General features: G+C 50.4%; 16 protein-coding genes and 6 tRNA genes. 6 read left to right on the top strand and 16 right to left on the bottom strand.

All coding sequences use genetic code 11. The features are described 5' to 3' along the window. Positions 1-103: 103 nt before the first annotated feature. The 3 genes from tig to gdhA all read right to left on the bottom strand — a co-directional run bounded on the left by tig (position 104) and on the right by gdhA (position 3,077). Positions 104-1,465, bottom strand: coding sequence for a trigger factor (gene tig / locus HMPREF1091_RS03345; RefSeq protein WP_002563422.1), 1,362 nt, complete (start codon positions 1,463-1,465; stop codon positions 104-106). A 69-nt stretch (positions 1,466-1,534) separates the two neighbouring features. After that, positions 1,535-1,620 (bottom strand) — tRNA-Leu (locus HMPREF1091_RS03340). Between the two features lie 125 nt (positions 1,621-1,745). Further along, entirely contained in the window at positions 1,746-3,077 is a 1,332-nt protein-coding gene (gdhA, locus tag HMPREF1091_RS03335) for an NADP-specific glutamate dehydrogenase (protein ID WP_002563421.1), read from the bottom strand. 261 nt (positions 3,078-3,338) lie between these two features. On the opposite strand from gdhA, the gene HMPREF1091_RS03330 reads away from it, so the two are divergent. Then, positions 3,339-3,415: transfer RNA gene (locus tag HMPREF1091_RS03330), tRNA-Pro, on the top strand. Between the two features lies 1 nt (position 3,416). Continuing rightward, positions 3,417-3,492: transfer RNA gene (locus HMPREF1091_RS03325), tRNA-Gly, on the top strand. 58 nt (positions 3,493-3,550) lie between these two features. On the opposite strand, the gene HMPREF1091_RS03320 is transcribed toward HMPREF1091_RS03325, so the two are convergent. Beyond that, on the bottom strand, positions 3,551-4,432 hold the full coding sequence (locus HMPREF1091_RS03320) for a PRD domain-containing protein (protein WP_002563420.1): 882 nt from the start codon (positions 4,430-4,432) through the stop codon (positions 3,551-3,553). Between the two features lie 107 nt (positions 4,433-4,539). Then, complete coding sequence (locus HMPREF1091_RS03315; protein ID WP_002563419.1) at positions 4,540-6,585, bottom strand: glucose PTS transporter subunit IIA; 2,046 nt, start codon at positions 6,583-6,585, stop codon at positions 4,540-4,542. Between the two features lie 292 nt (positions 6,586-6,877). Between HMPREF1091_RS03315 and HMPREF1091_RS03310 the strand changes: the two genes are divergently transcribed. Continuing rightward, on the top strand, positions 6,878-7,879 hold the full coding sequence (locus HMPREF1091_RS03310) for a diacylglycerol/lipid kinase family protein (protein WP_002563418.1): 1,002 nt from the start codon (positions 6,878-6,880) through the stop codon (positions 7,877-7,879). Positions 7,880-8,013: 134 nt separating this feature from the next. Here HMPREF1091_RS03310 and ptsP read toward each other — a convergent pair whose 3' ends face one another. From ptsP to HMPREF1091_RS03295, 3 genes are read right to left on the bottom strand one after another with little or no spacing between them, the layout of a single operon-like run. Next, positions 8,014-9,717 (bottom strand): phosphoenolpyruvate--protein phosphotransferase, encoded by a 1,704-nt coding sequence (gene ptsP / locus HMPREF1091_RS03305; RefSeq protein WP_002563417.1) that lies wholly within the window; start codon positions 9,715-9,717, stop codon positions 8,014-8,016. Positions 9,718-9,731: 14 nt separating this feature from the next. Beyond that, entirely contained in the window at positions 9,732-9,989 is a 258-nt protein-coding gene (locus HMPREF1091_RS03300) for an HPr family phosphocarrier protein (RefSeq protein WP_002563416.1), read from the bottom strand. Positions 9,990-9,997: 8 nt separating this feature from the next. Further along, positions 9,998-10,993 carry a 1-phosphofructokinase family hexose kinase gene (locus HMPREF1091_RS03295; protein ID WP_002563415.1) on the bottom strand — a complete coding sequence of 332 codons (996 nt, stop codon included), beginning with the start codon at positions 10,991-10,993 and terminating at the stop codon, positions 9,998-10,000. Positions 10,994-11,148: 155 nt separating this feature from the next. Here HMPREF1091_RS03295 and HMPREF1091_RS03290 point away from each other — a divergent pair. Next, positions 11,149-11,225: transfer RNA gene (locus tag HMPREF1091_RS03290), tRNA-Arg, on the top strand. Positions 11,226-11,240: 15 nt separating this feature from the next. Here HMPREF1091_RS03290 and HMPREF1091_RS03285 read toward each other — a convergent pair. The 6 genes from HMPREF1091_RS03285 to HMPREF1091_RS03260 all read right to left on the bottom strand — a co-directional run bounded on the left by HMPREF1091_RS03285 (position 11,241) and on the right by HMPREF1091_RS03260 (position 16,238). After that, the gene (locus tag HMPREF1091_RS03285; protein WP_002563414.1) at positions 11,241-12,203 is read right to left on the bottom strand and encodes a type I phosphomannose isomerase catalytic subunit; all 963 of its coding nucleotides are present in this window, start codon (positions 12,201-12,203) and stop codon (positions 11,241-11,243) included. 124 nt (positions 12,204-12,327) lie between these two features. Continuing rightward, positions 12,328-12,403: transfer RNA gene (locus HMPREF1091_RS03280), tRNA-Lys, on the bottom strand. 15 nt (positions 12,404-12,418) lie between these two features. Next, a tRNA-His gene (locus HMPREF1091_RS03275) sits at positions 12,419-12,494 on the bottom strand. A gap of 147 nt (positions 12,495-12,641) precedes the next feature. Beyond that, complete coding sequence (locus tag HMPREF1091_RS03270) at positions 12,642-13,655, bottom strand: aspartate-semialdehyde dehydrogenase (RefSeq protein WP_002563413.1); 1,014 nt, start codon at positions 13,653-13,655, stop codon at positions 12,642-12,644. 9 nt (positions 13,656-13,664) lie between these two features. Further along, complete coding sequence (locus HMPREF1091_RS03265) at positions 13,665-15,002, bottom strand: aspartate kinase (protein ID WP_002563412.1); 1,338 nt, start codon at positions 15,000-15,002, stop codon at positions 13,665-13,667. Positions 15,003-15,005: 3 nt separating this feature from the next. Next, positions 15,006-16,238 carry a homoserine dehydrogenase gene (locus HMPREF1091_RS03260; RefSeq protein ID WP_002563411.1) on the bottom strand — a complete coding sequence of 411 codons (1,233 nt, stop codon included), beginning with the start codon at positions 16,236-16,238 and terminating at the stop codon, positions 15,006-15,008. Positions 16,239-16,392: 154 nt separating this feature from the next. Between HMPREF1091_RS03260 and thrC the strand changes: the two genes are divergently transcribed. Both thrC and thrB read left to right on the top strand, forming a co-directional pair. After that, positions 16,393-17,877, top strand: coding sequence for a threonine synthase (gene thrC / locus HMPREF1091_RS03255; protein WP_002563410.1), 1,485 nt, complete (start codon positions 16,393-16,395; stop codon positions 17,875-17,877). Beyond that, positions 17,874-18,860 carry a homoserine kinase gene (gene thrB, locus HMPREF1091_RS08010; RefSeq protein ID WP_002563409.1) on the top strand — a complete coding sequence of 329 codons (987 nt, stop codon included), beginning with the start codon at positions 17,874-17,876 and terminating at the stop codon, positions 18,858-18,860. Before thrC ends, thrB begins: the two co-directional genes overlap by 4 nt. Here the strand turns inward: thrB and HMPREF1091_RS08005 are convergent. Next, entirely contained in the window at positions 18,857-20,158 is a 1,302-nt protein-coding gene (locus HMPREF1091_RS08005; RefSeq protein ID WP_002563408.1) for a hypothetical protein, read from the bottom strand. The two genes, thrB and HMPREF1091_RS08005, sit on opposite strands and share 4 nt — an antisense overlap. 451 nt (positions 20,159-20,609) lie before the next feature. Beyond that, positions 20,610-22,871 carry a transcription termination factor Rho gene (rho, locus tag HMPREF1091_RS08230; RefSeq protein ID WP_002563407.1) on the bottom strand — a complete coding sequence of 754 codons (2,262 nt, stop codon included), beginning with the start codon at positions 22,869-22,871 and terminating at the stop codon, positions 20,610-20,612. Positions 22,872-22,973: the final 102 nt, after the last annotated feature.

Genomic DNA, 22,973 nt, shown 5'->3' with positions numbered 1-22,973 from the left:
GCAATTCCCCTTTCTATGCAATGACAAAGACCGTAACGACCATTTTTGACAGAAGGGCCGTGCATAGATAGCACAGCCCTTCCTGTATAGCTACGAGCCTTAGTTACTTATCGGACTTCTCGTCGTCCTTGGTGGCTTCGTCCTTTTTGGCAGCGCGACGCTCGGCAACCTCATCTACCTCGGTTACCTTAGCGTTATCTACCAGCCAGTCAAGAGCCTTGTTGCGCCTAATGGCAGCACGAATTGCAGGAAGCTGGCCATTCTCGCGCCAGTTCTCGATAAGCTCTGCGGGATTTTGAGCGCCGGACTCCTCAAATTCCTTCTCGATATCTTCTGGAGTAGCCTCAAAGCCCATCTTGCGAGCAATAGCCTCAAGGGTCAGGCTCTGACGAGCGTTTTCTTCTGCCTGCTTGTGAAGGTCAGCAATGAAGTCCTGAGCAGAAACGCCCTGCATCTGCAGCCAGCCGTCCAAGCTCATACCCTGGGACTGCAGCTGAGAGAGGAAGTTTTGCGTGATCTCATTAAATACCTGGTTTACATACTCAGAAGGAACTTCCTCAAGCTGGAGGTGCTTAGCCATAGCAGCAAGCACGCGATTCTCCTTAAGCGTGGGAAGGGTGTTCTTCTTATCAGACTCAATCTCGGACTTAAGACCATCGCGCAGCTCTGCTACAGACTTAAAGCCAAAGCCTTTCTCAGCCAGCTCATCCGTAAGCTCAGGAGTAACAGCAACCTTGATTGCGTTGAGGGTAAGCTTGAGAGCAAACTTGTGCTCATGAGCGTCCTCGCCCTCACCGTGAGACTCAGTCCAAGAAATCTCTTTGGTCTCACCCTTCTTCATGCCCTTGATGCCCTCGTCAAATGCCTCGGGAAGACCCTTGCCATCCAACGCGAGCATGCGGTTCTGACCAGCAAAGCGCTCTGCGTTCTCTACGTTCTCAATATCAACATTAACAATGTCATCTGCAGCGGCAGTGCGATCCTCCTCTACGTCCTCATAAGAGGTGCGGTAGGACAAAAGGGTATCCACCTGCTCGTCAATCTCTGCCTCGGTTACCTCTGCGGGAGGCATGGAAATCTCGGGAGCATCATATGAATCAAGGTCTGCGACAGGACGAACGGGAATGGTTGCATCTACCACATAATCAGAACCCTCTACCACTAAGACGGGCTTATCCCCATAGGAAACCTCGCCTACCGGTGTGATGTCCAGCTCTTCAAGCATGAAGGGCTCTGCCTGGTTGAGAAGATCGTTAGTGGCCTGGCCCAGAACACCGTCTTTGCCTACAATGCCATCAATAACAGGACGAGGGGTCTTACCTTTGCGAAAGCCCTGGAAGTTGTACTTGTTAGCGATGTCCTTGTATGCCTGAGCAACTGCCTTGTTTACATCCTCAGCAGCGACGGTAAGCTGTGCAGCAACCTTATTATCCTGGGGCTCCTGCGCGGTGACGGTGATCTTCAACGTTCCTCCAGTGTGTCTTGAACCTACGCGGCTACCACGGTAACCGCCTGCATCTGTTTAAATGTATGCTGGTGCGGGCGAAAGGACTCGAACCTTCACGGGGGTTACCCACTAGAACCTAAATCTAGCGTGTCTACCAGTTCCACCACGCCCGCAACAAAGGCATACAGCCTTGATATGATAACAGACAAACAGTGTCTACCCACTTAGTTCACGGTCAAAACACGCGAACGTTATGTCCTCATCATTTTTTACACACTAAAGGCCACGCCGAACAATTTTAGCAGATTCCCTGGGCCATCATGGCCTGAGCTACCTTAGTAAATCCTGCAATGTTGGCACCAAACACCAAGTCACCCTCATGACCATAGTCCTTTGCAGCACCAGAAGCGGCTGTGTAGATGGAAGCCATAATGGATTGCAGGCGCTGATCCACCTCTTCAAACGTCCATGAGAGGTGCTCGGCGTTTTGACTCATTTCCAAACCAGAAACCGCAACGCCGCCGGCATTTGCCGCTTTGCCAGGTGCAAAAAAGACACCGTTTTCCTGCAAATACTTTGTTGCTTCTAAGGTGGTAGGCATATTGGCGCCCTCTACCACATAGCTACAACCATGTGCCACCAACGCTTGAGCATCTGCAAGAGAAAGCTCATTTTGTGTAGCGCAGGGCATGGCTATGTCACAAACCTCATTCCAGGGACGCTTGCCCTGATGATACACGGCATGAGGACGAGCACTTGCATACTCAGTCAGGCGAGCGCGCCTTACTTCCTTTACGTCCTTAAGCAGGGCAATATCAATGCCATCAGGATCATACACATAGCCAGAAGAATCGGATACCGTCGCTACGGTAGCGCCCAGCTGCTGAGCCTTTTGTGCCGCATAGATGGCAACGTTACCCGCGCCGGATATGCATATGGTTTTACCCACAAGCTCTTGGTTCTTCTCGGCAAGCATATGGATGAGAAAATATACGGCACCATAACCCGTTGCCTCGGTGCGTGCCAAAGAACCACCATAGCTCAGGCTTTTTCCGGTAAGCACGCCAGACCACTCATTGCGCAGACGCTTGTACTGACCAAACAGATAGCCAATCTCACGCGCACCCGTGCCAATATCGCCAGCAGGAACATCCGTGTTGGGACCAATGTGACGATACAGCTCCGTCATAAAGCTCTGACAAAATGCCATGACCTCACGATCAGACTTACCCTTGGGATCAAAGTCGGATCCGCCCTTGCCACCACCCATGGGAAGCGTGGTCAGACTATTTTTAAAGATTTGCTCGAAGCCCAAAAACTTAAGAATGGACAGGTTAACGCTGGGATGCAGGCGCAAGCCACCCTTGTAAGGTCCAATGGCGGAGTTAAACTCAATGCGATACCCGCGGTTAACCTGAACCTTACCCGCATCGTCCGTCCAGGGAACCCTAAACATAATGATGCGCTCTGGCTCTACCAAGCGCTCCAACAACGCCTGCTCTTGATACTCGGGGTGGGCATCTAACACAGGCTGCAAACTCGCAAGCACCTCTTCTGCCGCCTGGATAAACTCTGGCTGATCTGCATACCGCTCTTTAAGCTTAGAAATTACCTCAGAAGAATACGACATTACTTCTCCCCTACTATGAGCCCTGGTACGGGCCCTTGTTAAAACATGATATGGATTGACCTTTAGGACGCGAGGACCCTTAGACTATTTTTACCGAGAAAAGCATACCTGTTTATGCTGAGCGAACCGATATTTCCTCAAAGCTCGTAACAAACTGTACATGCAACCATGGGGTACAAGAAAGTTTTCATGCAGATTAAGAACTTTGGGAGCGCGCGGCTTGAATTAGTCACAAAGCTTGCTATACTTACCAGAGCGAATCGGGGTGTGGCGCAGCTTGGTAGCGCATCTGCTTTGGGAGCAGAGGGTCGCTGGTTCGAATCCAGTCACCCCGACCATGCGGCAGTAGTTCAATTGGTAGAGCATCAGCCTTCCAAGCTGACTGTTGCGGGTTCGAGTCCCGTCTGCCGCTCCATACCTACTTCATTTAGATGTATATCTGAGTGTGTGATCCCTCGCCTGCCGAGGGATTTTTATTGCAGCTGCTCTTTGGCCTCATTGTCCTGGACCAAGCGTGCGATATGCAAGGTGAGATATGCCAGCTCATTGTCTGTAAGCGTGGCATCGGTACGCAAAGCAACAATACTGCTGAGAATAGATGCGATTTTAGCAGCATCGGGAAATGTTGCATTGATCTCTTCTGCAATGACATCCATTTTGGTACCAGAGAGCTGTTTGTTTTGGCTAATGCGTACAAACAGATAGCGCAAATGTGTAATAAAGCGTGCAACGTTGATGGAAGACGCATCAAAATCCATGTCGTAGTGCTGGGATAAGACGTCAAGAATCTGCTGGATGATGCCGGTCATCTTATAGGTATTAGAAAGGTTACCTTGGGCAAAACTGGCGTTAACTAGATGCAGCGTAAAGGCCACAGCTTCTTGCTGTGGCAGCGTTACTGCTACCAAAGCTCTGTCTTGTGCAAGCAGCTCATTGATTGCCTGCACTAACAGCACGGCCTGACAGTATTCCGTTGGGTACAGATGCCGTACTTCTGCTGCAAGCGGATATGCAAATGCATTCTTATTCTTAGCGCGCTCAATAGCCATAGAAACATGGTCCGCAAGGGCAATGATGAGCGCCGGGTTATTCTCGTTAACCGACGTAATACCCGCCTGCGCACTAGCTTTCTCTACGATATGTAAAATTTCTAAGGGAATACCCGAGATAAGCTGCGCCATATGATCCACGTCGCGACCATTAGTAGACACAAAGGTTTGAGCAACCATAGCCTCATTAACCGTATCGCCCGGCTTCTTTTGGAAACCTAGGCCTCTACCAGTAAGAATAACTTCCTGGCCCTGCGCATTGCGCGCAAGGATAACGTTGTTGTTAAAGACTCGTAGTAGCTTCATGACCTTCTCCGCTAGACGTGCATAGTATACCGTAGCTCAGAGAAACCACTCTATACAGTATAAGCCTGCCGCACAAACAGGCGACAGGCTTATACCAGTAAATAACCTTATTTTGTTACCTCAATGATTGGAGAGGTAGTGGTTGCATCAAATCCAGTCAGCGGTTTTACGGACGAGAAGTCCTGGGTGTTGGTAATGACAACCAAGGTAGTGGTGTCATAACCAGCAGCCTTGATGGCATCCAGGTCTGCCACAACCAGGGTGTCGCCTGCAGCAACGCTCTGACCAACTGATACCTTGGGCTCAAATCCCTTGCCCTCTAGCTCTACCGTATCAATGCCCACGTGAACCAACAGCTCAATGCCCTCAGCAGTATTGATACCAAAAGCGTGACCTGCTTTCTGCACAACGGAAACCGTACCAGCTACAGGAGCCACAATGGTGCCGGATGTGGGAACAATACCCACGCCCTCGCCCAAAGCACGAGAAGCAAAGACCTTATCGTTAACCTCATCAAGCGAAACAACCTTGCCAGGAACTGCGGCAACTACCTCGCAGCTGATGCCCTCAGCTACGGCTTGCTCGGTCTGATTGGCCTGAGCAGCAGCCTGAGGAGCAGCGCCATCCTGCTGGGGTTTATCGGCAGCAGCTGCAGCAGCCTCAGCCTCATCGCGAGCGGCATAGAACTCAGCGCGCTGCTCGGGGGTGCGGTAGTCGGACACAATTACCAAAATCATGGACGTAAAGAACGCTGCTGCCAAAGCAATGGCATAGGTGCTCATAGGAGTAAATGCAGGGATGGTAAGCAAAGAAGTGAAAGCAAATGCAGAGGTGTGAACACCGTTGGAAGAAAGGCCCAAAAGACCAATAACAACGCCACCAACTGCGCAGCCTACGAGCATACGAGGATAAATGCGCTTGTAACGAAGGTGAATACCATACAGAGAAGGCTCGGAAATGCCGCCCAAAAGACCAGCAGCCAAAGCACCCGTTGCGGTCTGACGCATTGCGGAGTCGCGATCCTTCATAGCAATGAACAAAACGCCTGCAGTAGCACCAAAGCATGCAAAGTTCCAAGCACCCATAGGACCTTGGATGAAGTCATAGCCCAAGGTGTTGATGTTAACAAGCATCAAAGCGTTCAAAGGCCAGTGCAGACCCAGAGGAACCAAGAAGGGGTAAATCAGAGGAATGACAATTGCAAAAATGAAAGGTGCGGTGGAGTTAAGCCATGCAAGACCAGCACCAATACCAGAGCCCAGCCAAATGGAGATAGGTCCAATGATGAAGGCGGTCAAAGGAATCATAACGATCATCGAGAAGAATGGTACGAATACCATCTGTACATTCTCGGGGAAAATCTTCCTGAAGCCACGATATACCAAAGACAGAACAGCCACCATGATCAGAGGAACAAAGACCTGTCCACCGTAATCATTAAGCTGCATGGGCAGACCAAAGATGTTTGCCACATACGAAGTGGTACCCAACGTAGCATTGGTTACCGCAGTGGTGTCATAGTTGGAGCTCAAGCTTATAAAGTTAGGAGTCATAACCGCAAACATGATCGTGGCGCCCAACCAAGGATCGATCTCGAGCTTCTTGGATGCGTTATAGGCAATCATAACCGGCAGGAAGTACAAAACGGCACGCCACATAGCGTCGATAAAGACCCAGCCACCAGGCTTGGAATCAACGTTGTTAAAGGCCTGAATGCCCAAGGCCTCCATCATTGCGGCAAAGGCAATGATAAGTGATGCGCCAAGCAAGACGCCCAAAATAGGACGGAATGAATCCGACAGATACTCAAAGAAGGAGTCGATAAACGCGTTCTTGCCCTGCGTCTTTGCACGATACTCACTCTTAATATCTGAGTTGGACTTGCCGCCCCTCTTTTTCATCTCAGGCAAATTGGAGATCTCGTTGTACATGGTTTGTACTGCTCCACCAATGATTACCTGGAAGCGGTTACCGCTCTGAGGGACGGTTCCCAATACACCAGGAAGTTGATCGATGGCAGCAGCGTCTATGTTTGAAGCATCCTTGAGCTCAAACCTAAGACGAGTTGCACAGCAGGTAAAGCTAACAATATTGTCAGCACCACCCACAGCGTCCAAAATAGCTTGCGGTGTCTGAGACTTATCAACAGCCATTTGAACCCCTTTCTTGTTGCTTACCTCTTGCCCCCGATTGGCATCTTGTTTGTTTCCTGTAACGCTCTGAAACAAAAAAAGACCTGAGAGACGCCTTGATGGCATCTCTCAGGTCTTGCCCCAAACGGGTAACAATCCTTTAATCAGATTACTAGTAAGTTTAGATGTTATAAAGAAATAATGCAAGAATGATGCAAGACTTTTTTTCATCTTAATTATGCTCTGCCGCCTTATTGCACTCTATAACCGTTAAGATAGTTGGCGGATATATTTAAACCACGAAAGGAACTCTATGCCAACACCTAGGCTAGGGCGCACCCTTGTTATTGCTAATCCCGCCTCTCACAGTGGTAAAGGTGCTGCTGCTACCAACTTTGTTGAGCGCTTCTTAAACAGTTTTGAGTCCGCCACCGAGGGCTATACCATCCAACGTACGTCTGCTATGGGCGATGCCCGTGTAATGGCCGCTGCTGCACGTGCCTATCAAACAGTTATTGCTTTGGGTGGCGACGGCGTTATTCACGAAATCGTAAACGGCCTGATGGACATCCCTACCAAAGACAGACCGGTACTGGGCATTATCCCCATGGGCACCGGCAACGATTATGCGCGCACCTTAGGCTTGGCCCGCAATGCGCCTGAAGCGGCTTTGGGACAGATTATGCAGGGACCTGTGCGGGCAATTGACCTTGGTAAAGTAAACGATGAGTACTTTATGCAAACGCTGTCCTTTGGCATTGACGCCGCCATTGCGCACGACACTACCGCACGGCGCAATCAGGGTGACACCCAAGAAGGCACTGCTTTGTTTATCAGCTCTAGTGTCAAGCTGCTGAGCAAAGCACATAAGGGCTGGCATGTCGTTGCGACCATAGATACCGAGACGAATGACAAGACAGCTGGCAAGGCAAATGCCGAGACGGACGACAAAACGAATGGCGAGACAACCCTCGATTTGCGGGAGATCATCTTTGCCATAAATATTGGTCCGACCTACGGAGCCGGATTTAAGGTTTGCCCCGGAGCTATTCCCGATGACGGTTTGTTTGATGTGTGCTACAACACCCGTATCCCAACCGTGCCTACCATTTTGAGGCTGCTGAGTATGATGCGCGCTGGCTTACACACTACTTCACGTGTGGTCAAAACCACACGGAGTAAGAAACTCCATCTTGAGTTTGATGAAGATGTCCCTGTACAGGCTGACGGAGAAGAACTTACGGGCCACAGCTTTGATGTTGAGCTGCTTTCTGATGAGCTGAGGGTTATTACTTCCCCATCCTGCACGTGGTAGATAGCCATCTGAGTAGCTGCTTAAGGTAGTGGAAGCTCAAAAAAGCGTCCGTCCAAAGACGGGCGCTACAGCACTAGATACGATCTTAAGGTCGTTTATGAGCGGGTTAGCAGGCCTTGTGCTAACAAGCCTTCTTATCGAGCAGCCTCTTTAAGAGCAGCGCGTACTTCTGCAGCAGTCTTAAGAGTCATAACCTCGTTGGTGAGTTCATCAGCCTCAGCCTTGGTCCACTTAGAGATGGTTTTGCGGGTGCGCAAAATAGAGGGTGCAGAAACAGAAAACTCAGTCAGGCCAAAGGATAGCAACACAGGAATGAGCAGCGGATCTGCTGCTGCCTCGCCGCACATGCCAACCATAATGCCGGCCTTGTTGCCCTGTGCAATAAGATACTTAAGGGAGCGCAGCACAGCAGGCTGGTATACCTGATATAGATATGCAACACGGTCATTGCCGCGGTCTGCACACATGGTATAACCAATGAGGTCGTTGGTGCCAATGGAGAAGAAGTCGCACTCGGCAGCCAAATCGTCTGCGATAAGCGAGGCCGCGGGAGTTTCGATCATTGTGCCCACTTCGATATTCTCGTTAAATTGAATACCCTCAGCACGAAGTTCGTTCTTGCACTCCTCTACCAACGCCTTGGCCTCACGGACCTCATCAATGGTGGTTACCAAAGGCAGCATGATCTTAATGTCACCAAAGGCAGAGGCGCGCAACAGTGCACGAAGTTGCACCTTATACTGGTCAGGATGGTTGAGGCAGTAACGCACGGCACGGAAGCCCATGAAGGGGTTTTCTTCCTTCTGCAGATTGAGATAAGGAATTTCCTTATCGCCACCCACATCAAGCGTACGAATAATGATAGGCATGCCCTTCATGCGCAGCGCAACCTTCTGATAGGCAGCAAACTGCTCGTCCTCAGAGGGCAACTCAGAAGCATCCATGAACAAGAACTCAGAACGGAACAGACCAATACCCTCGGTATCATGCTCGGCAGCAACATTGGCATCATCGGGATTGCCGATATTAGCAACCAGCAAGACCTTGTCGCCATCTGCGGTAAGCGTTTCCTTGCCGCGATACGCCTCAAGAGCAGCCTTTTCTTCAGCGTACTTTTTAGCCTCGTTGGAATACTTGGAAAGCTCGGCATCATTAGGATTGGCAATAACAACGCCATTGGTGCCATCTACTACCACCGTGTCACCGCTGTTGATAGCGGTAGTGATATCGGCGACCGACAAAACCGCAGGAATTTCCAGGGCGCGCGCGATAATTGCCGAGTGAGAGGTACGACCGCCGGTCTCGGTAACAATGCCGGCCACGTGGTCCTTATCGATATCTGCCGTCATAGAAGGCGTAAGTTCATGCACTACCACGATGGAGTTCTCCGGCAGCGTGGACAGATCTACTACCTGCCTGCCCAATAGGTCCGCCAAAAGACCAGTTCGTACATCTGCTACGTCTGCTGCACGCTCACGGAACAGCTCATCTTCCATCTGGGAAAACATGACGTAGTAGGACTCATAGGCATCATAGACAGCCTGCTCGGCACACATGCCAGACTCGATGGAGCCATTGACCATCATCTTGATGCCGTCATCCTCGGCAAACTCGATGTGCGCACCCATAATAGCTGCGGCATCATCGCCTACTGTTTGGGACATGCGCTCAATCTGAGCGTTGGTCTGATCGATAAACTTAGCAATAGCCGCTGCATAACGTGCCTTTTCGGCATCTGTATCCTCAGGGGCGTGTGGGGTAAACGTCAGATCAGGCTCTACCGCAACTTGGGCAACGCCAATTCCAATGCCATCGGATGCATTAACTCCTTGGAACATGAAACCTCCCAAACCTAATTTAGCTTATTGATAAGATCAAGAGCGGTTGCGAGGGCTTCGTCTTCACGCTCACCATCACATACGATTTCAATCTCGGAACCAGTGGGAATGCCAATACCCAGCAAGGCTAAAGGACGCTTTGCATCTGCATACTTACCCTGAGAAATAACCCCAATTTTGCAGGGAAAATCATACAGTGCGTCAGAAAACGTCATTGCAGGGCCAATGTGCAGACCATTGGGATTGGTAAGAGTAACTTTCTGAGAAACCATAACGCTCCTTATGAATCCGTCAATGTATCAAGACGACGTTCTGCCTTGCGAACACGATCAAGGGCAGCATCAATCTCTTCTTTATGCTCTTCAAGAACTCCACCCAAAGCTGCGTAGAGTTTCTCGATAGTTTCACGATTTGCAAGGTATTTGGACGATGCGGTAGCAGAACCACAGCTCGATGCAAAGTTAAGCGCTGTGTCATAATCTGCGCCTTCATCCAGCTTGGCCAAAAAGCCAGCAACCATGGAATCTCCGGCGCCGGTAGCATTAACCAGCTTACAGGGAGGAACGAGGGTGATGTGCTCATGGCCATGCTCGTCCAACAGAGCAGAGCCGTACTTACCACAAGAAACAATAACGTTTGCTGCACCGCGATCATGTAGGATGCGGGCAAAGGGCAGGCACTCCTCGGGGGTTTCTGGTTTCTCATTAAAGAGGCGACCAACCTCGTGATTGTTGGGCTTAATGAGGAAAGGCTTAGCACTCAAAGCGCGCAACAAAAGCGTACCCGGAGCGTCCACCACAAAACGAATGCCTCGGCCAGCCAAGTGGTTCATGATCATGTCATAGGTGGTGTCCGGCAGGCTCTTAGGAATGGAACCTGTAAGCACCACGGTGTCTCCGGACTGGATCATCTCCATGCGCTGCAACAACTCTTCCAGCTTGCGGTGGGGAATTTTTGGACCCATGCCATTAACGATGGACATAACAATACCGTTGAGCTTGACATTGATGCGCGTATTGCCCTTATCCAAGCGGACAAAATTGCAAGAAATCCCTTGGGACTGGAGTGACTCAATCAGATAGTCACCCGTAAAACCACCACAAATGCCCATTGCGGTATTGGCTACACCAAGCTCGTTGAGAATACCAGCGATATTGATACCATTACCACCGCAATACATTTCTTCACTGGAAGATCGGTTGGTAAAACCCATGTCGAGCGTAAGCGGATGCATTACATAATCGATTGCAGGGTTAAGAGTAACGGTATAAATCAAGACAGACCCTCCTGAAGATTTTTTCAAGGCTCTATACAAGTATGACGCATTAGAAGCGCTTTTTACACATAAAAGTATCGATACGTGCATACAAATTGTAAAAATGTATCTTTATCAGGCATACAATGCTGCAACATGATAAAATTCCTTTGCATGCGCCCGTAGCTCAATTGGATAGAGTATCGGACTTCTAATCCGCTGGCTGGGGGTTCGAATCCCCCCGGGCGCACCAGTTATTCCACAGGTACTATTCCGCAGGTGGATATGAGCAAATAAGCTCCATAGTGCCCGTAAGCTCCAGCACCTCAATACCCGCAGGCACAATAAAGTGATCTCCCCTTGCAATAGCTTGACCCTGAGCAGTTCCCGACCCTGCAATAACGCTCACACACAGGAAGGGCCACTCGGCAGTAAGGGTAGTGCTGCCGTCCACGCGCACGCGATCAACAGTATAGCGATTACAAGAAACAAGACGAGTTACGCCGCCCTTCTCGGCAGCAACAATAGTGCCATCGGTGGGAACCTGCTGGTTGTAGTCGATAACATCAAGTGACTGCTGCATATGTAATTCACGCAAGCTACCGTCTGCTTGGCGGCGGTCGTAATCATACACACGATAGGTTATGTCAGAAGACTGCTGTGTTTCCAAAATGAGCGTGCCTCCACGGATTGCATGGACGCAGCCGGGATTGATTTGGAAAAAATCACCTACTTTAACAGGAATAATGTTGAGAAGCTCATCCCATGCACCCTCTTGGACCGCATGGGCAAACTCCTCACGCGAGTGAGCATGTTGTCCAATCACAATAGTTGCACCAGGCTTAGCAGAAAGCACATACCAGCACTCGCACTTACCTAACGAGCCGTTTTCATGCTCGGCAGCATAGCTATCATCCGGATGTACCTGAATGGACAGGTCATCATCTGCGGCAAGGATCTTAATAAGCAAAGGAAACTGAGTGCCCGCAAGATTGCCAAACAACTCACGATTGCTATCCCACAGCTCAGATAGGTACCTGCCCGCATGGCTACCACGAGCAATTTTACAATCACCTGCGGGGTGAGCAGAAATTGCCCAGCACTCACCTATGGGACCATCGGGAATGTGATAGCCAAAATCTGACTCAAGCATGCGTCCGCCCCAAATCTTCTGATGAAAGACGGGTTCCAAAAAAATAAGTTCCGATGCCACGGGTGCCATAGATGCCATGAACACTACTCCCTTAGCTGCTGTAGTGATTGTATATACGCATTTTGATTGTACCCATTAGCGAACTAGAGCGGACTAATAAAAAACTCAGGGCCGCGCTGCGACTCTGAGTTAGAAGTTCAAATGGTGGATCGTCAGGGGTTCGAACCCTGGACCTTGGGATTAAGAGTCCCCTGCTCTACCAGCTGAGCTAACGATCCATATACACTTGTTAATGGGGTGGGTGAAGGGTCTCGAACCCTCGACCTACGGAGCCACAGTCCGTCGCTCTGCCAACTGAGCTACACCCACCATTTGCCCACCTCAAATGGCGCGTGTATTATTATTGCAAAAATTATCGTGGATGCAAGTGTAAATGAGAACTTTTTTGCAATCACATTTGCAATCACATATTGAACAGATTATTTAAGCCAGCTATACAGAGCACTCTACAACCAGCTATAAAAGACACTCTGCAATCTGCACAGCATTGGTAGCAGCACCCTTACGAATTTGGTCTCCGCAACACCAAAACGTCAACGAGCGCTCAGGGTGAGGACTGGAAAGATCTCTGCGAATACGACCAACTAAGATCAGGTCTTGGTCAGAAGCATCCAAAGGCATGGGATAAGCAAGCTCATCGGGTGTATCGACAAGCTTGACGCCGGGTGCTTGCGACAAAATCTCACGAGCCTCATCTGGAGAAAGTGGCTGCTCAAAATCAATCGTGATGGATTCTGAATGCGAACGCATAACAGGCACACGCACGCAGGTACAGCTCACACGAAACTCAGGCAGATGCATGATCTTACGTCCCTCATGCTGCATCTTGAGCTCCTCAGAGGTGTAGTCATCCTGCCCAAAGCCGCCAATTTGCGGAATAAGGTTATAAGCAAGCTGATATGCAAAAGGCTCCGTTGATCCCACGTCTTGACTGGCATCGATTGCCTTATGCTCCCGAACCAGCTCGTGCAAACCAGCCAGGCCCGCACCAGACGCAGCCTGATAGGTTGAGACAATCATGCGTTTGATGCCTGCCGCCTGATGCAGCGGCCATGTTGGCACCAATCCAATAATGGTGGCACAGTTGGGGTTGGCAATGATATTGCGCGGATGTTGAGCAATATCTTGCTTGTTGATCTCTGGAATAACCAGAGGAACATCAGCGCAAAGCCTAAATGCATGACTATTATCTACGCACACACATCCCTGCTGGGCAGCCTGAGGTAACAGCTCAGAAGCCTGCTGGTCCCCTGCTGCACCAAGCACAATATCCACCCCATCAAATGCATGGGCAGATGCCAGCTGGACAGCGTGATCTTCATTGCAAAACCTAACCGTCTTTCCCACAGAGCGCTGTGATGCCAGTGGCACCAACTGAGAAACAGGAAAATGACGTTCCTCTAAACAGCGCATCATTTGGGTGCCCACCACACCCGTCGCACCCAAAATTGCTACAACTTTTCCAGCCATCCCATCCCCTTACTCGCTGGTAACACAGACCATCTCGCTCTTTACAAAGCGATCGTACAGCACACGAATTGCTGTATCGAAGTCTTCATTATTGACGCCTAAAATAATAGAAATCTCCTGAGAAGACTGGGTAATCATGCGAATGTTTACCCCCGCCTCGCCCAACACACCAAAGATCCGACCAGAAGTACCAGCACGACGGCTGATATTACGACCGACCACACTAATTAAAGCAAGATGCTCAACCAGCTGGATAGAATCAGGCTGCAGTTCTGTTTGCAGATCCGTAACAAGGGAGTAGATAGTGTCGCAAACATCGGCGCCATTAACCACAATGCCAAAGGAATCTATCCCCGTGGGCACATGTTCTACGGATACGTGATAGCGCTCAAAAACGCTTAGTGCACGGCGAATGAACCCAACCTCGGAAGACATATGCGCTTTTTGGATATGGACTGCAGTAAAGTTTTTGCGCCCCGCCACACCCGTAATCAAGTGCTCGCTGGCACGCTCCTCAGCCGTCTCGCGAATCATGGTGCCCCTGGCTTTGGGGTCGTTGGTATTCTTGATTTGAATGGGAATATTTGCCTCACGAACAGGGAAAATAGCTTCTTCCTGCAAAACGGAGGCGCCCATATACGAAAGTTCACGCATCTCGTTGTACGTAATACGATGAATGGTACGTGGATTGTCTACAATGCGCGGATCTGCCGCCAAAAACCCAGATACATCCGTCCAGTTTTCATAGACCTGCACCGACAAAGCGCGCGCAACAACGGCACCGGTAATGTCTCCACCACCACGCTCAAACAGCTTAATCTTGCCGTCGGAGGTTGCTCCGTAAAAGCCCGGCAATACAAAACTACCCTTTTGAGCAACCATATGCTGCAAAAGCTCAGCGGTGGCTTCCTGGTTAAGGCTACCGTCATGATGAAAGCGAATAACATCTGCTGCATCCACAAAGGGCTTATCGAGAAGCTCTGCCATGAGCCGTGCGGTAAACCATTCTCCACGAGAAACGATGTACTCCGGAGAAACATCTTTTACATGCAAGGCAAACTCATCAAACTTTTGCGCTATGGGGTAACTTAGCTTGAGTTCTTGCGCAATGTCTACATAGCGCTGCTTGATGGTTTCCAACAGTGCCGTGCAATCCACGTGATATAAAATATGGGCATTTACCAGCAATAATAAGTCCGTAATCTTGTTATCTGTGGCAAAGCGCTTGCCCGGCGCAGACACCACAACATAACGCCGCTCTGAGTCGGCAGATACGATAGCGGCAACTTTTTTAAACTGTTGGGCACTGGCAACACTGGTGCCCCCAAACTTTGCGAGTTTGAGCATGGACTATATCTCCTTGGATGATGCGCTCGACGGATACGCAGCTATAAAGCTGTGCGGATCACACGACAACAGTTCCTGTGAAAGCTGGGCGGCCTGCTCTGCCGTAAGAGCAGGCACAAGCTGGAAGGTTGTTGCTAACTCAGGAGGAAGTGCGTTGGCTTCCGTGCTGGATGCCGCATTGGTTGTTGTATTGGCCTCCGTGCTGGGTGCCGCGCCTGCTTTGGCGACAAACCTCTCTGGAATAGCTGCGGTGGTACGAACCAGATAGTTGCTGGTAAGCAGTGAACAATCGTAGGTTTTATCGGCAGAAAGCGTGTAACTTGGCTGGATGGCTGCAACGCAGTCCAGCATGTCTTGCACCATGGCGTTGCCAGTGGGCAAACTTCCAGCACCCTGACCATAAAACTTGAGCTCACCAATGGACATGCCTGTGGCAGTAACCATATTAAAATTCTTGGGAACCTGTGCTTCTAACGAGAAGAGCGGCACTACCACTGGTTGGACAGCCAATGCATACGCAGAGAAGGTAGCCACGCCCTGCCCCAAAAGCTTAAGAGCAAGCCCACAGGAAGCAAGCGCATCTATATCAGCGCGGGTGCAGCTGCGAATTCCCAGCGTGGGGATGTCTGCAGCATGAAACACATCAAAGGCGTGCACCGCGGAAATGATTGTTTTGTTGGCAACATCGTAGCCATCAATATCCGCACTGGGATCTGCCTCCGCATAGCCCTGTGCCTGTGCTGCAGCAAGCACCGTATCAAAGCGATCACGAGAATGCGCCATGCGGTCCAAAATGTAGTTAGACGTACCGTTGAGAATACCGCTAAAAGATGTGATGGCATCTATGCGCCGCATTTTCCGTAAGCCTGCCAGCCACGGAATACCGCCGCCGGTAGTTGCTTCTATGTATAGGCCTACGTTGTGAGCTTGTGCGGTGCGCGCAAACTCATCAAAGTAGCGAGCCACCACAGCCTTGTTGGCACTTACCACATGCTTACCCGCTTTAAGGGCCGCCAAAATATAGCTGTGAGCAGGCTCTATACCGCCCATGCATTCTGCAACAAGCTCCACGCTTGTATCGGCAAGAATGGCATCAAAGCTATCCGTATCACGAGGATCACAACACTTTCCGGGTCGCTTGAGGATGCGTGTAACCTCCAAAGTGGGACATGAGCTCGATATAATCTGATCGGCCCCCTGTCCTACGGTCCCGTATCCGAGTAAGGCAATATTCATGCACGTTCCAATCGACTCAACAGTGCCAGGCTCACCAATACTAGGCTCAACATTTCCAGTTGGTAGCCAGATGCCCGCAACATTCCTTTTGCCGTTACTATATGCATAGGTTATGCATAGGTTTGCTTGAAATACTATAGCTCTGGAGTAGCATATGAGTACTTTTTACCACAGCACGCGTTCTACACATGAACTGTTAACAAGTAAGCAAGCAATTTTACAGGGCATCGCTGCCGATGGTGGGCTGTTTATCTGCGATAACCTAGCCGAGAAGCGCATTGATCTTCAGACTGTTTGTAACAATAGTTTTATGCAAAACGCCGTACTGATCCTCAGTACCCTTTTAGATGACTTTTCTGCTGCCGAGATAACAAACTGCGTTAACGCCGCCTATGGCAGCGGGTTTGACAGTTTTGCCATAACGCCGATAAGCGCCTTGGGTAGTTCATGGTTGCTTGAACTGTGGCATGGTCCCACCAGCGCTTTTAAGGATATTGCCCTGCAAATGCTCCCACAGCTTATGAGTGTTTCTCGGCACGATGATGATCGTAACGTCATGATTGTGACGGCTACCTCGGGAGATACGGGCAAGGCTGCTTTAGCTGGTTTTGCAAACGTTGCTGGCTGCGGCATTACGGTATTTTATCCCGAAGGCAAGGTCTCTGACATGCAACGGCTGCAAATGGTTACGCAGGCCGGCACTAACGTTGCCGTAAGCGCCGTTGAGGGTAACTTTGATGACATCCAAACACAGGTTAAACATATCTTTGCCAATCCTGATCTCGCAGAGCAGCTGGCGGCTCAAAACATCGTTTTGTCCAGCGCAAACTCCATCAACATTGGCAGACTGATCCCCCAAGTGGTCTACTACTTTGATGCGTATGCGCAGCTGGTGCGCGCTGGCAACATCACGCTGGGCGATCCCCTTGAGTTTTATGTCCCCACGGGCAATTTTGGCAATGTGTTGGCAGGCTACTTTGCCAAGCTCATGGGCTTGCCTGTAGCAAAGCTAACTGTTGCATCCAATGCCAACGACGTGCTGTTTGATTTTATCCGCACGGGACGCTATGACCGCCGCCGCAGCTTTAACAAAACCATCTCCCCGTCCATGGACATTTTGGTTTCTTCCAATTTGGAGCGTTTGTTATATTTGCTTTCCGAGGGAGATTGCGAGCTTATCCGCAGCTATATGACCCAGCTCTCAGAGCAAGGCTTCTACCAAATTAGCGATGAACTGCTCTCTAAGCTGCAGGAAAATTTTGCCGGTGGTCGCGCCGATGACAACCAAACCCGCGCTGCCATTCATAAGGCATGGACAGACGAGAAGGTCCTTCTGGATACCCATACGGCCGTTGCTGTGAGTGTGATGGACGCTGCCAAACCCAGCGCCGCCTGCCGCGTGGTGCTTTCCACCGCCAATGCCTACAAGTTTTCTGCCGACGTCCTGGAGGCTCTCACCGGCACCCCTTGCACCCTTTCTGGTTTTGAGGCCATGGATGAGCTGCAGCGTCTTACTGGTATACCCGCGCCTACACAGCTCAGCAAGCTACGTGAGGCTGCCGTACTCCATCCTCAGGTATGCTCTCTTGATGCCATGACCGCTGTTGTATCCACTGCTTGCGAGAAGAGCTTTGCATGATCTGTGTAACCGTACCAGCTACCTCAGCAAATTTGGGTGTAGGCTTTGATTGTTTGGGCATGGCGCTTGATCTCTATGCTCGTTTTAGCTTTGAGCGCTCAGATACCCTTATGATTGACGGCTGTGAGCCACGTTTTTGTAATAACAACAATCTTGTATGGACCAGCTTTTGTGACACCCTAACTCGCTTAGGGCACGCGCCTTTTCCCGTACACATAACTATAGATTCTGACATTCCCCTATCCGGCGGGTTAGGATCAAGCGCCTGCTGTATTGTGGCCGGTGTTGTAGCAGCTCAATTGCTCAGTGGCCTGCCCTACAATCAGGCATTTACCCTTGATATGGCCACCAAGCTGGAAGGACATCCCGACAATGTGGCCCCCGCTATCATGGGCGGATTGGTTAGCTCGTTTACCGCGTTTACCGCAAGCGTTGGTAGCGCGAACACGGACGACAAGGACGCAAACCTGCAGGTAGACGCGGATGCCAGCGACAAGAACGCAGACAGCTGCTCCCACAGCAAGGTTTTCTCGACACACTTTGCCATATGCAATCAGCTGCATTTTATTACCATTGCTCCGCCCTACGAGGTGCGTACAGCAGACGCTCGGCGGGTACTGCCCACCACGGTTCCCTTTGAGGACGCCGTATGGCAAATGGGACGCGTAGTTGGCGTCATTGACGCCTTGACCTCGGGGAAAATGGATGTTTTTGCAGCCGCTAACGCGGACCGGCTCCACGAACCTTATCGAAAGCAACTTATTGCAGATTATGATCAGCTGCGGGCGTGTGTCCTTGCGCATGGGGCCGACGGCTTTATGATTTCTGGCTCTGGCTCAAGCATGATTGCCGTTGCGCATGAACAAAAAACTGCGCAGGCCCTTATAGATGCCATATGCAGTTCCTATCCAAGCTATTGGGTGCGTGATTTACATGCAGCTCAAACGGGAGTTCGCTTTAAAGACAGTGCCGATAAGAGCTAGCCTTGCTGTGCTATGACAAACGAATCCGCTGTGCCTACTGCATGCGAGGCAGCCTCAGAAACCTGCTTCATATGGCGTGGCTTGTAGCTGCTCTTCTTGCTTGGTTGCAACACCTGTAGACGCGTATTGGTACCGCCATCAATAACACGCAAGTAATCGTACTTCTTTGCATGGGCACCATAACGCTTTGATTGTACTTTTGCTTCCTCATCAGAGATCAAATACGCAACATAGCTCTTCTCGTCCGTAATCTCAGGATGATTGGCCGGAACGTGGAAGTGCAAAACCTCGGTACTGGGCTCAGGGAAATCGGGTTCATCGAGCGTATCTATACCAAGGACATCCATGCCGTGCAGGTCCATTCCCTGCGCACCGGATGTCGAGAAAGGCTCAGATTGCGCGCTGATCTGCTGAGCTGCAGGTGCGCTGGAAGTTGTCTTGTCATCAACAACCATCTGCCCGGTAAGCTCAGCGGCAACACGTGCCATTACGGGCTTTGGCGCAGAAGACGGAATGTTAATAGCCACAGAACCAGTATCATCGAGTTTCTCGTCAAGTGCTGCTAGCGCAAGCTCCCACATGTCGCGCTTGTCGCTGAGCTCTTGGCTTTCACGACGTTTGGGATACATGCCCAAATCCAGATGTGCCACACGAGAAACCACTTCTGCATGACGACGACGAGACTGAGCAGCCTGAGGTGTTGGCGTTTGAAGCTGGGGGGCAGTTGGATCATCCGGCACCGGCTCAAAAATGCTACCACGCGTGATATTGGGGCCAACGGTAGCTTCCCACCAGCTCGTTCCCACATCACCAACGGAGCCGTCGGCACGCTCAATTACTGGCAGGCCATCCATCATGCTGCCACTAAAGCGTGCTCCTAAGCGTTCTAGCAGCGTTGCCTTTACACCCCGTTGCTGAATGGCCACACGCTCTTGATAACGCTGTCGATTAACATAGTTTTGTGCAATTTGCTCATAGTCGCGAGCTGCGTGGGCACCAGTGGTGTCGGTATCAGAGCTGGCATCAGACTCAGCAATCACACTATCCATGCGCTGCAGAATATCCTGCTCAGTTTGATAAGAATTCTCAAGCTGTTTGAGCGCTTGCTTGCGAGCAATACCGTACGTAATGCCTGCAATACTCACACAGGCTGCCACGGCAACAGGAATTACCACGCGAGGTCCAGGCAACGAAGAAAGAGTCTGAGCAGAAAGAGCCAGAGCGGTACTCGGAACGCTTACAAATACAACGCTCATCAGTCCAGCATATACCGCTGGATGTGTACTATAGCGTTTCATATGCCTCAATACCTTCCCTGCCATATGCAAGGGCGGTACCAATCTAGCTACGATATAAGGCTGGTCTTGCCATACAATATGACCGACACAAGCACAACGGCGTAGTTTGTTTTAAGAGTGTGTACCGTCGCTTGCTAAACCTAAGTTCAACATATCTTTTTTGAGTGTAGCGTGACTTTAGCAAAAAAATATCGAGAAATGCAAAATAATAGGCAACTTTATAAATTTCTGCTACAAATGGAGCAAAATATTTGCTTTTGCTGCGTGCTCACGCTTGTTTTCTCGCTTGTACCCCACGCTGCTACTCGTACTTTCGACTCGTACTTCCACTGTGTCGTAGCACTATTATCGTAGCGTTATTAATATTAATAACGCTACGACACGTGCTATATAAAAACGCCAGCCTCTCAGCTTGAGTGACTGGCGTTTGAGCAGACCTTATAGATAAATCTTACAAAGCATCTATGTGCTCGGCGTTTTGAGCCTTCTTAGCGGAGCGAATAAGGAACTCTTCGTTGTTGTTAGTTGCCTTAAGGCTCTTAACCAACGAGGACTCAGCACGCTCTACGTTATTCATATTGGCCAAAATGCGGCGAATACCCCATACAAACGGCTGCAGTGCTTGATCAATAAGCAGCTCTTCATTACGAGTGCCAGAAGCAACGGGATCGATAGCGGGGAAAATGCGCTTATCGGCCAGATCGCGATCAAGCTTAAGCTCCATATTACCGGTGCCCTTGAACTCTTCAAAGATTACCTCATCCATCTTGGATCCGGTATCAATGAGTGCAGAGGCAATGATGGTAAGCGACCCGCCATTCTCGATATTACGGGCAGCACCCAAAAAACGTTTGGGTGGGTAGAGCGCCGCAGAATCAACACCGCCGGACAAAATACGGCCACTAGCAGGCTGTGCTAGGTTATAGGCTCGGGCCAAGCGCGTAATGGAGTCGAGGACAACTACCACGTCCCCACCCAGCTCTACCAGGCGCTTTGCGCGCTCAATCACAAGCTCAGAAACCGCCGTGTGGTTCTCGGCAGGCATATCAAAGGTGGATGCTACTACCTCGCCCTTAATGGAGCGTTGCATATCCGTAACTTCCTCGGGACGCTCGTCAACCAAAAGGCAAATAAGATGAACCTCGGGATTATTGGCGGCAATCGACTGACAAATATGCTTAAGAACCGTAGTCTTACCGGCCTTAGGAGGCGAAACAATCAAACCACGCTGGCCCTTACCAATAGGCGAAACCAAATCAATGGCGCGACCCGTAATAGAATCCTTACCATTCTCAAGCTTGAGCGGCTCGTTAGGATAAATGGGGGTAAGGTCGCGGAACTTGGGGCGCTTGCGCGCTTCCTCAGGCGTAAGCCCGTTGATGGATGTGATGCGACCAATGGGAGGCAATGACTTATTGGTACCGCGAGCGGGAACAACAATGCCTTCGATAAAATCTCCAGCTCGCAAGCTGTATTGGCGAATGATCTGGCTAAAGATGTAGGCATCATTGGGGCCATGCATATAGCCATCGCAGCGCACAAAGCCGTGGCCTTCTTTTTGGATTTCCAGCACGCCTGCTACCTGCCTAAAGCCCTCGGCATGGGCAGCGGTGGTATAAATGAGCTCGATGAGGTCGGTCTTTTTAACACCGGTAAAATCAATTTCCAGTTCAGCGGCCTTAGCGCGCAGCTCCGCAACCTTCATCTCGGCCAGCTGCTCGCGTGTAAGAGAAGGCTCGGCGTTGGTGTCCACAAAATTATTGCGACGGTTATTATTGCGGCGATTGGTATTGCGCTCATTGCGCGAATTACGCTCGTTGCGATTATCTCGGTCATTGCGAGAATCGCGATCATTTTGCGTATTGGAATTACGAGAAGAAGCATTATTTGCAGAACCATTTGTATCCTGCAAGTTTTTGGCGTTGCGTCCAGGGCGACTCTGACGACGGCGAGAAGGACGTGCTTCTTGCTGCTCTGCTGGTACATCCGTGGAAGGCGTATCTGCAGTGGTTGCGGCAGCTACAGTGGTAGTAGCAGGTGTGGTAGCGGGTGTGGCTACAATAGCAGTAGTGGTGGCAGTAGGCGTAATAGCCGTAGTGATGGAGGCGTTCGCTGCATCAGCTTGGGAACTAGCTGCAGAAGCAGCATCCTTACGAGCGGCCTTACCTTGAGCTGCAGCAGCTACAAAAGCTGCGGCTTCTGCTTCCGAGAGGGTCTGCGTAGGTGCAGGTGCTACCTGAGTGCTTGCCTTGGTATGACGTTGCGTGCGCCTTGTCATCTTCTTAACGTCGTTACCCTTTGCAGAGTCTGCTTTGGTAGCCACTGAACCATCAGATGCGGGCTGCGTGGGCTGTACCGCTTGCGCTGCCTGTGCTGCTTGAAATGCAGCAAGTGCTGCTTCATAGGCAGCTTTTTCCGCCTTAGAGGGACGACCACGACGACGCTTGGGTAAAGTAAGAGGTGGATTTGCCGTAGCCGGGTTTGCTGTGGAATCTGCTCCAGCTGCCACGGCCGATTTTTTTGTAGCCACAGCTGCCTGAGCATCTGAGGTAGCTGACGCAGCTGAAGCGGACGAGGTTTCCGATGCAGAAACGCTATCGGCTACCGTAGTGTCAGCAGTTTTTTTACTGCGCCTACGACGTGTTTTTGTAGTAGTACTTGAGCTTGGTTTGGATTGTTCTGCTTGTTCGTTCTGGACAGTAGTGTCTGCCACGCTTTGTCTCCTTCAAATGGAAATAAAAATCAACACTCTGTTGATATAACCTGTGAAGTTGGAAAAGGAATACCGTTCAAAAGTAAATAAGAAATTGAACCA

This window comes from Atopobium minutum 10063974, from assembly GCF_000364325.1.
In the GTDB taxonomy this organism is placed as follows: domain Bacteria; phylum Actinomycetota; class Coriobacteriia; order Coriobacteriales; family Atopobiaceae; genus Atopobium; species Atopobium minutum.
The sequence above is the reverse complement of the archived record's forward strand: the minus strand, read 5'-3'. Positions and strand labels throughout refer to the sequence as shown.

Bases quoted from the DNA above. Each gene is read 5' to 3' on its own strand.
- gdhA (WP_002563421.1), bottom strand. From the start codon at position 3,077: ATGTCGTATTCTTCTGAGGTAATTTCTAAGCTTAAAGAGCGGTATGCA.
- HMPREF1091_RS03320 (WP_002563420.1), bottom strand. From the start codon at position 4,432: ATGAAGCTACTACGAGTCTTTAACAACAACGTTATCCTTGCGCGCAAT.
- HMPREF1091_RS03315 (WP_002563419.1), bottom strand. From the start codon at position 6,585: ATGGCTGTTGATAAGTCTCAGACACCGCAAGCTATTTTGGACGCTGTG.
- HMPREF1091_RS03310 (WP_002563418.1), top strand. From the start codon at position 6,878: ATGCCAACACCTAGGCTAGGGCGCACCCTTGTTATTGCTAATCCCGCC.
- ptsP (WP_002563417.1), bottom strand. From the start codon at position 9,717: ATGTTCCAAGGAGTTAATGCATCCGATGGCATTGGAATTGGCGTTGCC.
- HMPREF1091_RS03300 (WP_002563416.1), bottom strand. From the start codon at position 9,989: ATGGTTTCTCAGAAAGTTACTCTTACCAATCCCAATGGTCTGCACATT.
- HMPREF1091_RS03285 (WP_002563414.1), bottom strand. From the start codon at position 12,203: ATGGCATCTATGGCACCCGTGGCATCGGAACTTATTTTTTTGGAACCC.
- HMPREF1091_RS03270 (WP_002563413.1), bottom strand. From the start codon at position 13,655: ATGGCTGGAAAAGTTGTAGCAATTTTGGGTGCGACGGGTGTGGTGGGC.
- HMPREF1091_RS03265 (WP_002563412.1), bottom strand. From the start codon at position 15,002: ATGCTCAAACTCGCAAAGTTTGGGGGCACCAGTGTTGCCAGTGCCCAA.
- HMPREF1091_RS03260 (WP_002563411.1), bottom strand. From the start codon at position 16,238: ATGAATATTGCCTTACTCGGATACGGGACCGTAGGACAGGGGGCCGAT.
- thrC (WP_002563410.1), top strand. From the start codon at position 16,393: ATGAGTACTTTTTACCACAGCACGCGTTCTACACATGAACTGTTAACA.
- thrB (WP_002563409.1), top strand. From the start codon at position 17,874: ATGATCTGTGTAACCGTACCAGCTACCTCAGCAAATTTGGGTGTAGGC.
- HMPREF1091_RS08005 (WP_002563408.1), bottom strand. From the start codon at position 20,158: ATGAAACGCTATAGTACACATCCAGCGGTATATGCTGGACTGATGAGC.